This window comes from Pseudonocardia sp. N23 (assembly GCF_002583555.1).
Taxonomy (GTDB): Bacteria; Actinomycetota; Actinomycetes; order Mycobacteriales; family Pseudonocardiaceae; genus Pseudonocardia.
This window is the reverse complement of record NZ_BEGX01000112.1, coordinates 1-9,457: the sequence shown is the minus strand read 5'-3', so window position 1 is coordinate 9,457 and position 9,457 is coordinate 1. Positions and strand designations below refer to the sequence as shown.

Below are 9,457 nucleotides of genomic sequence, written 5' to 3'. Positions count from 1 at the left end.
AAAGCGTGTGAGGGGGCAACTCCTCCGTGGGTTCAAATCCCACCGCTACCGCCACGGAACAGCACGAACGCCGGGCCTCTCGAACAGGGAGGCCCGGCGTTCTGCGTTGCGTCCCTCGGCGGTCCGACCGCGGACGCACGGCGAGGTCTGCGCGCCGCGTTCGTCGTAGTGGGGGCTCAGACCCAGCTGGGTCAGCAGGGCGAGGTCACCCGAGACGCGCAGGCCGTCGTCGAGCGCGGCGGGGATCGACCGACGCCTGGTCAGCACGAGGAGCAGCGCGGTCGCCGGTCCGCGAACGGTGATGTCCGCCGTGCCGGAGCGCTGCTGCCACGTCGCGCCTCCGGCGCCGCGTTCGATCAGCCGGTCGCCTTCGGCACCGGGACCCCCCGGTTCAGACGCTCTGCTGCGGCGACACTCGTCGTGCGGGCGGAAGGAACCCGGACGGCGGCGGGCTAGCGTGGGCGGGTGCCGGAGACGCGCCTCGACACCGAGCGGGTCCGCGCCGCTCGCCGGGTGATCGACCCGGTCTTCCTCGACACCCCGATCTACCGCTGCGACGCCCTCGAACCCGCCCTCGGCTGCGCGGTGAGCATCAAGCTGGAGACGGCCAACCCGGTGCGCAGCTTCAAGGGCCGTGGCACCGAGCTGATCGCGAGCGGTCTCGGCTCCGGCTCCGTCGTCTGTGCGAGCGCGGGCAACCTCGGGCAGGCTCTCGCCTGGTCCGGACGCACGCGCGGCCTCGACGTCACCGTCGTCGCCTCGCACGCCGCACCCGCTGCCAAGCTCGACCGCATCCGTGCGCTGGGCGCCCGGCTCGAACTCGTCGACGGCGACTTCGACTCGGCCCGCGACCGCGCCGCGGAGATCGCCCGCTGCGACGGGATCCGGCTGGTCGAGGACAGCCTCGACGTCGAGACATGCGAGGGCGCGGGGACGATCGGGCTGGAGCTGGTGGAACGCGCACCATCGGCCGACGTCGTACTGGTCGCTCTCGGGGGTGGCGCGATGGCCACCGGCATCGGGCACGTGCTCAAGGATCTCGCCCCGGGCGTCCAGGTGGTCTGCGTCCAGCCCGCGGGGGCGCCGGCGATGACACTCTCGTTCCGGGAGCGGCGGGTCGTCACCACGGAGTCGACGGACACGATCGCCGACGGCGTCGCCGGCCGCCGCCCGATCCCCGAGGTGCTCGACGACCTGCTCCTGACCGCCGACGACGCCGTCCTGGTCCAGGAAGCGTCGATCGTTGCCGGGGTGCGGCTGCTGTTCGAGCACGCAGGCCTGGTCGCTGAACCGTCGGCGGCGCTGGGTGTGGCGGCGCTGCTGGAGGACCGCGACCGGTTCGCGGGCCTGCACGTCGTGACGGTTGTGTGCGGCGGAAACGTCGATCCCGACGCGTTCGGCCGCTGGGTCGGGCACCCGAGGACGCCGAGACCGACGTGAGTGTCGTCGGCGCCGCCTGACAGCAGCCGTCCTGTAGGTCTCGGCGCGAGGAACGCGATGCTCAGCGCGGGTCGCGCCACATCGGGACGACCTCGGGGCCTCGGCCCTGGCTCCGACGAAGAGCAGGTACCAGTGCGGTTCGGTCGGGAGGAGGTGCTGCATGAACTCCTGCAGGCTCCCGGCGGTGCGCACCCGGGAGCCAGGGCGCGGAGGCTGCGGGCGCGCCTGCTCATGCCCAGAGGGATGAAGGTGGGCGACGACGGGATAGGCGGCGAAGGCCGTGCCGATGACGTCGAGGATCGTGTCGTGATCGGCGGGGCCGGCCCGTCGCGCCTGGTTTCCACCCGACCGCACCGGCACGGCGTCAGCTCGCGAGCTTGAGCCCCACGACCCCGGCGACGATCGCGGCGAGGCAGAGGAGCCGGACGGTCGTCGCGGGTTCGCCGAGCACGACCATCCCGTAGAGCGCGGTGCCGACGGCGCCGATCCCGACCCACACGACGTAGGCGGTGCCGATGGGCAGCGTCCGCAACGCCCAGGCCAACCCTGCCATGCTCAGGATCAGCGCGACGCCGAACACGACGGACGGCAGCGGCCTGCTGAAGCCTTCGGAGCGGGCGAGCGCCGCCGCCCACACGGTCTCCAGGACACCGGACACGATGAGCACGATCCACGCCATGACACGCCTCCCCAGGGGCGTCGTCTTGTCGTGCCGGGTACGACGCACTCGTCCGGGGTGGCCGCAGCGGCGGCTCCGTCCCCAGCCTAGCAACTCCCGCCATCTGGACCGTGGCGCCGAACCGACCGGCTAATGTACGGTCATTCCGTCGTCAGGAGGGGAGGCGTCATGTCGCGGCGCAGGCTCAGCCTCGTCCGGTCCGAGGTGGCCGGACTGCCCCCGATGACGCCCGCCGACGCGGCCCGTGCCCAGGGCGCCGGCGCGTTCGTGCTGGACGTCCGCGATCCCGTCGCGTTCGCCGTGGGTCACCTGCCGGGCTCGGTGAACATCGCGGCCGACGACGTCGCCCGCTTCGCCGCGCTCCGCGATGCGCTGCTGCCGCCGGGTGTCGAGGTCGTCCTGGCGGGACCGGCCGACGCCGCCGCCCGCGCCGCCGGCTCACTCACCGGCCACGCGCCGCTGGTGGGCCATCTCGTCGATCCGGGGGCGGGCTCGATCTCGCGCCGCGGCCCGGTGGAGGGGTCCGAGCGGGCCGGTGTCCGCCAGATCGTCGACGTCCGCACCGGCGGCGCCGACGTCGACGGTGCGGTCCGGATCCCGGTCGAGGACGTGCTGGGCCGCCTGGCCGAGCTGCGTCCCGACGTCAGGACCGCGGTCCTGGACGCCGACGGGTACGTGTCCTCCGCGGTCGCGTCGTTGTTGCGCGCCTGCGGTTTCGGCGAGGTCGTCGAGCTGGTCGACGGCGCGGTGCCGGCTGCGGCCCGGCCGCGGTTGCGTCTGCTCGCCAGCGCCTGACTCCGCGTTCCGGTTCTGCGTGTCTGCGGTTCCCGGCCCCGACTCACGGTTGTCCCGGTTCCGCGAGATCCCGTCGGTCGGGTTCCATGCCGTTGCCGTTGCCGTTGCCGTTGCCGTTGCCGTTGCCGTTGCCGTTGCCGTTGCCGGTTCCGCGTGAGGGCCGGTCCCGGTTCCGTGTGAGCCAGATCCCGTCCGCCCGGCGTGGTCCGAAACGGACGTCTGTGGCAGGGTCATTGCTTGCGGTGTACTAAATAATCTTGCCCGGTCGGGCGGGGACGGACGGTGACGTGACCACGGACTCCGAGCGCAACACTCCACCCGTCGACCTCGCACCCGCCGATCCCGAACGCTCCGGCGCCGCCCTGCTCTCGCCGCGCCAACTCCGCCGCATCCTTCCCGCGGCTGTCATGTTCACGTGGCTCGGACCGTTCGCGATGGACGCCTACAGCCCCGCCTTCCCGGCGATCCAGGCCGATTTCGGCACGTCGCCCGGGCTCGTCCAGGCGACGCTGGCCACCACGCTCATCGGGCTGTCGGTCGGGCAGCTGATCGTCGGCCCGCTGAGCGACCGGTACGGACGTCGCCGCCCGCTCGCCATCGGGCTCGCCGGATACGTGACCGCGTCGGTGCTGTGCTCCTTCGCGTGGTCGATCGAGGTGCTGATCGGCGCCCGGTTCCTGCAGGGCCTCAGCGCCGCGGCCGGTATCGCCGTCGCCCGCGCCGTGGCCCGCGACGTCCACTCCGGGCCGCAGCTCGCCCGCTTCTACTCGCTGCTCACCGCGGCCACCGCGCTCGCTCCGATGCTCGGCCCGATCTTCGGCGCCGGACTGCTGGAGGCGGGTCTGAGCTGGCGGTTCATCTTCGGGCTGACGCTGCTGCTGGGGGTCGTCGGGCTCGCACTCGTCGTGTTCGTCCTGCCGGAGACCCACCCCGACCGCATCGGTGGCGCCATCCCGCCGACCCGCGCCGAACGTGACCGCCGCGCCGCCCTCGGCCCCACACTCACGCTGTGGAGCCTGCTCAGGCGCAAGCACGTCGTCACGAGCGCACTGGTGCTGGGCTTCGTCGGCGCCGCCATGATCGCCCACCTCGCGGGGCTGTCGTTCTTCCTGCAGACCGAGCGCGGGCTCAGCCCTGCGGGCTACAGCCTCGTCTTCGCGATCGACGCGGTCGGGATGATCGCGGCCAACAATGTCAACCGGTTGCTGCTGCGCAGGTTCACCGCACAGCGGCTGCTGTCGGTCGCCGTCCCGGTGATGCTGACGTTCACTGTCGTCTTCGCCGTTCTGCTGCGTGCCGACGCCCCGCTGCCCGCGGTGCTCCCCGCCCTCTTCGCGTTCGTGAGCTGCTGGGGCTTCGTGATGCCCAACGCGATCGCCGTCGGGATGTCGGTGGAGCGGCACGCGGCCGGACGCGCCTCTGCGGTGCTGGGTGTCGCGCAGTTCGGCTTCTCGGCGTTCAGCGCGCCGCTGGTCGGGATCGTGCCCGCGGTGTTCGGGGTGCCGCCGATGGCGACGGTGATCGTCGTCTGCCTCGCCGCCGCCTTCGCGGTCCAGCTCGTCGCGCGGGTCCGGCTGCCGCGTCGGCGCCCGGCCGAGTCACTGTCGGTGACGACACCGGTGCGGTCCGCCGACGACTCCGGCCGCGAGCACGTGTGCCGCGCCGCGGGGTGACCCGGGTGACCGTCCGCTGAGCCAGTTCTTACCGTGCGTTGGTCTGCGGCACAGCCGAAATCCGTAGCCTCGGTGGAGCCGGCGGACGACGGAGGTGAACCGGGATGAACGCCAGGACGGCCACTCTCGCGGGACGTGCCGCCGGGGTCGTTCTCGCGCTCGTCGTCTGGTCGTTCACCCACACGGTGACCCATCTGGCGATCGCTCACGCCGACGCCGCAGGCACGGTCCTGCCCGGGACGTTCGTCGCCCGGTTGGCCCTCGGCGCCGCGGCGCTCACCCTGGTCTCGCTCGTCGCCGCTGCCGGCGCCGGCCGGCCCGGCGCCGCGACCCGGTCCCGTCGCGGTTCACACGTCGGTGCCCTCGCCGGGCCGCTCGCGTTCGTCGGCGCCGAGATCGTGACCCACATCGGCAGTGAGCACGCCGCGCCGCAGCTGGCCCTGGTCGGGGTCGCGCTGGGCGTGCACGCGCTCGTCGGCGTCGTCTACCAGCAGCTGTGGTCCGTCGGTCTCGTCCGCACCGACCGCATCCTCGCGCTGCTCACCGGGGTGCCGGCGCCCGTGCGGCCGGGGGGCCCGGCCCGCACGGTGTTGCGGTGCTCCGCGGTCAGCGCGGCACGCACCGGACGCGTCACGAGCAGGGGACCACCGCGCCCGGCGCATGTCCCGTCCCTGTTCCGCGCCATTCGGCCACTACCGACCTGACCGTCCCGACGCACGCCGTCGCGACCGGGTCGCCGCCGCATGCTTCCCCGAGAGGCACACCCGTGCTCACGTCACCCGTCCGCACCCACCCGCTGCTGCGGGCCCTCAAGCTGAAGCTGTGGAGCGCCGTCCACGCGCCCGACCCGCCCGGCCGGTCCGGCGTCCACATCGACCCCCTCGACGAGCCCCCGGTCGACATGTCGACGCGCAGCACCTGGCACCGCGAGGCGTTCGCCGGCCCCGAGATGGCGGCGTTCCGGCGCGGTCTCACGATCGGCGACGCCGACGTCCGGACCTCGATCCTCGACGACCTCGCCACCTATCACGACATCACCCCCGAGGAGGCGCGCCGCCGCGCGCTGCACTGGGAGGAGATCAGCGTCCAGGAGTGGGCCGACGCCGGCGGCGACGACGGCCGCGTCGAGTTCTACCGGACGCAGCAGTCCTGGGCATACGACCTCATGTGGTGGGCCTACCTGCAGTCCGAGGGCCATGGCGACCCGTCGAACGTCGTCGCGCTGCGGTTCCTGCAGCAGTGGGCGCCGGGCCGTCGGCACCTGGACTTCGGTTCCGGCGTCGGCGTGACCAGCCAGGTCTTCCTCGAGACGGGCTGGACGTCGACGATGGCGGACCTGTCGTCGACACTTCTGGACTTCGCTCGTTTCCGCCTCGAACGCCGCGGCCAGGAGGCGACGACGATCGACCTCCTCGGCGCCGAGCTGCCGGCGGGCGCCTACGACGCGATCACCGCCATCGACACCCTCGCGCACGTCCCCGACGTGCACGAGACCGCCCGGCAGCTGCACACCGCGCTCGGTCGCGACGGCGTGCTCGTCGCGAACATCGACGTCCGCTCCGCGACACCCGAGACCGTCTGGCACCTCCACGACGACGAGCAGCGCGCGGCCTACGACGTGCTGCGGGCCGGGTTCGTGCACATCGGGTCGATGGGCTACGAACTGCGGGCCTACCGGAAGGTCCGCGCCTCGGGTCTCCGGTTCCGGCTGCGCACGCTCGGGCAGTGGCTCGTGATGGCCAGCCCGGTGCGGCGCGCGGCCGTCCGTGCGACGCGACCGGTCGTGCGCGGCCTGTGGAGCGTGCGCGAGAGGCTCCGCTGACCCCGGTGGGACGCGGCCGAGCTCGCCCGGTTCGCCGACCACGGCATGGACGCGGCGATGACGCTCGCCCCGCTCGACGCGACGGCTCTCGACCTGGTCACGACGGCACTGCGCGAGCGGGACCGGGACGTCGTCGTGGGCGGAGGGCTGCGCAAACCGGAGCAGCTGATCGAGGCGTTCGAGCAGACCCTCCGCCGCGAGGTCCCGGGCGCCGGGATCGCCTTCAACACCAGCGGCGGCGACAGCGTCGAGGCAGCGCTGCGCCGGCTGCCGGCGAACTCCTCGCCGGGCGCCTGACGACGGACGCCGGGCGCCCGGACCCGCGTCATCTCAGGTGGCGGGCGAAGAACCGGTTCCCGTCGTCGCCCTCGAACGCGGGCACCCCGGTGTGTCCGCCCATGTTGGCGTGCAACGTCTTCTCTGCACTGCCCAGGGCGTCGAACAGGTCCAGGGCCATCTGCCGGTCGTTGCCCTCGTCGTCCCACTGCAGCAGGACGAGCAGCGGGACGGTGACCCGGCGGGCCTCCTCGACGACGGCGCGGGGAACGAAGCTTCCGGCGAACAGGACGGCGGCCGCGATGCGCGGCTCGACCACCGCCAGCCGGACGCCGATGGAGATCACCCCTCCCGCGAACCCGGCCGGGCCGCCGATCCCGGGCAGGGCGAGGAGGGTGTCGAGCGCGGCCCGCCACTCCGGGACCGCCGCGTCGACCAGCGGGAGGACGAGCCGGTCGACGACGTCCTCGCCGACCCGCTCACCGGCCTGGATCGCCCGGCGCAGCTCGGCGCGGACCTCCTCCGCAGCGGCGGACGGGGGCCGGTCACCGCTCCACGGGAGCTCGATCGTGGCCGCGGCCCAGCCCTGCGCCGCGCAGGCCTGGGCCCGGGCGACGAGCCGTGGGTACATCCGGTCCAGGCCGCCGGGGTGGCCGAGCAGGATCAGCGGAGCGGGCGCGGGGGCTGCCCCTGGCATCCACAGGATGCCGGGGATCCCGTCAAGGGTGAAGCGGCGTTCGAGGACGTCGTCGGCGAGGCGCTGTTCCGAGTCGAATCGCATGGTCGTGCCTTTCGGGAGTGCTCGTGTGCGGCGCTCCCGGGCGACCTATCGCCCGACCGTGACCCCGGAGGGAAGCACCCATGTCGATACGTTCACGGGTACCACCTCCTCGTTCTCTCGCACGGCTGCCGGGAACCTAGCAGCGCCTGCCGGGCGCCTCCAACGGCATTTCCGGCCCGGACGACGAACGCCGGGCCTCCCCAGCGGGGTGGCCCGGCGTCGCGGGTATCGGGTGGCGGAGGATAGGGGATTCGAACCCCTGAGGGATTGCTCCCAACACGCTTTCCAAGCGTGCGCCCTAGGCCACTAGGCGAATCCTCCGTCGACGAGCATAGCGACCACGCCCGGCCCGCCCCGCGGCGGGACCGCCGTTGCAGGAGGGGCTACACTCGGCAACGGACTCCGCGCGGCGCGCATCCTGTGAACTCCCCCAGGGCCGGAAGGCAGCAAGGGTCAACGGGCTCTGCCGGGTGCGCGGAGTCCCCTTTTTGCCCGGACGACGTTCCGGACGCCCGGCCCCCCGGCTGTCGGACCCGGTGGGTAGCCTCGCTGGCGTGGCGCTGGCTCTGTACCGCAAGTACCGCCCGGCCAAGTTCGCCGAGGTGGTCGGCCAGGAGCACGTCACCGAGCCCCTCGGCGTCGCGCTCACGGCGGGCCGGATCAACCACGCCTACCTGTTCTCGGGCCCGCGTGGCTGCGGGAAGACGTCGTCGGCCCGGATCCTCGCGCGCTCGCTGAACTGCGAGCTCGGCCCGACCCCGGACCCGTGCGGCGTCTGCCCGTCGTGCATCGCGCTGGCCCCGGAGGGTCCCGGCTCGATCGACGTCGTGGAGCTCGACGCCGCGTCCCACGGTGGTGTCGACGATGCCCGCGAGCTGCGCGACCGGGCGTTCTACGCGCCCGCCGAGTCGCGCTACCGCGTGTTCATCGTCGACGAGGCGCACATGGTCACCACGCAGGGCTTCAACGCCCTGCTCAAGATCGTCGAGGAACCGCCGGACCACCTCGTCTTCGTCTTCGCGACGACGGAGCCCGAGAAGGTGCTGCCGACGATCCGGTCGCGCACCCACCACTACCCGTTCCGGCTGATCCCGCCCGGCACGCTGCGCGCCCTGCTCGAACGCATCTGTGCCGACGAGGGCGTCGTCGTCGCCCCAGCCGTGTACCCGCTGGTCATCCGCGCGGGAGGGGGATCGGCCCGCGACACGCTCTCGGTGCTCGACCAGCTTCTCGCGGGCGCGGGCGAGGAGGGGGTCACCTACGAGCGCGCGGTCGCGCTGCTCGGGGTCACCGACGTCGCACTGGTCGACGACGTCGTCGACGGGCTGGCCGCGGCCGACTCGGCGGCCGTCTACGAGGCGGTCGACCGGCTCGTCGAGGCCGGTCACGATCCGCGACGCTTCGCCGCCGACCTGCTGCAGCGCCTGCGTGACCTCACCCTCCTGCAGGCCGTCCCCGAGTCCGCGGGGCAGGGCCTGGTCGAGGCGTCGGCCGACGAGCTCGACCGCATGGCCGAGCAGGCCGGGAAGCTCGGGCCCGCGACACTCGCCCGCTACGGCGACATCGTCCACACCGGACTCACCGAGATGCGCGGCGCGACGGCACCCCGGCTGCTGCTGGAGCTGCTGTGCGCACGGATGCTGCTGCCCGCCGCCACCACCTCCGACGCGGCGCTGCTGGAGCGGCTGGAACGGCTGGAGCGCCGGGCCTCGATCGAGGCGCCGCTCGAGCCGGGCGCGTCGTCGGAGGCCGCGGAGGCTGCCGCGAAGCGCTTCGAGCGACCCTCGCGACGTCGGGGCGACGCACCGTCGGAAGCCGGGCCTTCCGCTTCCGTCGAGGTTCCCGAGCAGCCGCGGGAGCCCGCCGCCTCCGACCGCACCGCCCCCGACCGGGCCGACCGGGTGCCCGACGCCGCGGAGCCGGGCCGGCAGGCGGAGTCCGCCGCGGCGAGACCGCCGGAGCCCGCGGCGCCCGAGCACCCTGAACCCGCC

General features: G+C 73.4%; 10 protein-coding genes, 1 tRNA gene, 1 other RNA gene and 1 riboswitch. Of the genes, 8 read left to right on the top strand and 4 right to left on the bottom strand.

Translation table 11 applies throughout. The annotated features are described in order from the left end of the window. Positions 1-45: 45 nt before the first annotated feature. Positions 46-267 carry a hypothetical protein gene (locus tag TOK_RS23895; RefSeq protein WP_098960241.1) on the bottom strand — a complete coding sequence of 74 codons (222 nt, stop codon included), beginning with the start codon at positions 265-267 and terminating at the stop codon, positions 46-48. A 198-nt stretch (positions 268-465) separates the two neighbouring features. Between TOK_RS23895 and TOK_RS23890 the strand changes: the two genes are divergently transcribed. Beyond that, positions 466-1,440, top strand: coding sequence for a threonine/serine dehydratase (locus TOK_RS23890; RefSeq protein ID WP_098960240.1), 975 nt, complete (start codon positions 466-468; stop codon positions 1,438-1,440). Between the two features lie 364 nt (positions 1,441-1,804). Here the strand turns inward: TOK_RS23890 and TOK_RS23885 are convergent, their stop codons facing one another. Next, positions 1,805-2,119: a multidrug efflux SMR transporter gene (locus TOK_RS23885; protein ID WP_098960239.1), complete on the bottom strand. Its 315-nt coding sequence runs from the start codon at positions 2,117-2,119 to the stop codon at positions 1,805-1,807. Positions 2,120-2,133: 14 nt separating this feature from the next. Beyond that, a riboswitch (guanidine-III (ykkC-III) riboswitch) is annotated at positions 2,134-2,198 on the bottom strand. An 89-nt stretch (positions 2,199-2,287) separates the two neighbouring features. Here TOK_RS23885 and TOK_RS23880 point away from each other — a divergent pair. The 5 genes from TOK_RS23880 (at position 2,288) to TOK_RS23860 (ending at position 6,706) form a co-directional block, all read left to right on the top strand. After that, a complete protein-coding gene (locus TOK_RS23880; RefSeq protein ID WP_172457742.1) occupies positions 2,288-2,914 on the top strand; it encodes a rhodanese-like domain-containing protein in 627 nt (208 codons plus the stop codon). 287 nt (positions 2,915-3,201) lie between these two features. Further along, positions 3,202-4,587 (top strand): multidrug effflux MFS transporter, encoded by a 1,386-nt coding sequence (locus TOK_RS23875; RefSeq protein WP_098960237.1) that lies wholly within the window; start codon positions 3,202-3,204, stop codon positions 4,585-4,587. 104 nt (positions 4,588-4,691) lie between these two features. Further along, positions 4,692-5,291: a hypothetical protein gene (locus TOK_RS23870; protein ID WP_098960236.1), complete on the top strand. Its 600-nt coding sequence runs from the start codon at positions 4,692-4,694 to the stop codon at positions 5,289-5,291. Between the two features lie 62 nt (positions 5,292-5,353). Next, entirely contained in the window at positions 5,354-6,409 is a 1,056-nt protein-coding gene (locus TOK_RS23865) for a bifunctional 2-polyprenyl-6-hydroxyphenol methylase/3-demethylubiquinol 3-O-methyltransferase UbiG (protein WP_098960235.1), read from the top strand. Between the two features lie 57 nt (positions 6,410-6,466). Next, positions 6,467-6,706: a hypothetical protein gene (locus tag TOK_RS23860; protein WP_216362084.1), complete on the top strand. Its 240-nt coding sequence runs from the start codon at positions 6,467-6,469 to the stop codon at positions 6,704-6,706. Between the two features lie 28 nt (positions 6,707-6,734). Here TOK_RS23860 and TOK_RS23855 read toward each other — a convergent pair whose 3' ends face one another. Next, entirely contained in the window at positions 6,735-7,466 is a 732-nt protein-coding gene (locus tag TOK_RS23855; protein WP_098960234.1) for an alpha/beta hydrolase, read from the bottom strand. 233 nt (positions 7,467-7,699) lie between these two features. Beyond that, a tRNA-Ser gene (locus tag TOK_RS23850) sits at positions 7,700-7,787 on the bottom strand. Between the two features lie 73 nt (positions 7,788-7,860). On the opposite strand from TOK_RS23850, the gene ffs reads away from it, so the two are divergent. Together ffs and TOK_RS23840 are read left to right on the top strand one after the other, a co-directional pair. Beyond that, positions 7,861-7,955, top strand: an RNA gene (ffs, locus tag TOK_RS23845) — signal recognition particle sRNA small type. Between the two features lie 65 nt (positions 7,956-8,020). After that, the coding region (locus TOK_RS23840) for a DNA polymerase III subunit gamma and tau (protein WP_141566522.1) at positions 8,021-9,457 on the top strand (1,437 nt) is incomplete at its 3' end.

What these genes read in the sequence shown, in the direction of transcription:
- TOK_RS23885 (WP_098960239.1), bottom strand. Translation starts at nt 2,119, where the DNA reads ATGGCGTGGATCGTGCTCATCGTGTCCGGTGTCCTGGAGACCGTGTGG.
- TOK_RS23880 (WP_172457742.1), top strand. Translation starts at nt 2,288, where the DNA reads ATGTCGCGGCGCAGGCTCAGCCTCGTCCGGTCCGAGGTGGCCGGACTG.
- TOK_RS23870 (WP_098960236.1), top strand. Translation starts at nt 4,692, where the DNA reads ATGAACGCCAGGACGGCCACTCTCGCGGGACGTGCCGCCGGGGTCGTT.
- TOK_RS23860 (WP_216362084.1), top strand. Translation starts at nt 6,467, where the DNA reads ATGACGCTCGCCCCGCTCGACGCGACGGCTCTCGACCTGGTCACGACG.
- TOK_RS23855 (WP_098960234.1), bottom strand. Translation starts at nt 7,466, where the DNA reads ATGCGATTCGACTCGGAACAGCGCCTCGCCGACGACGTCCTCGAACGC.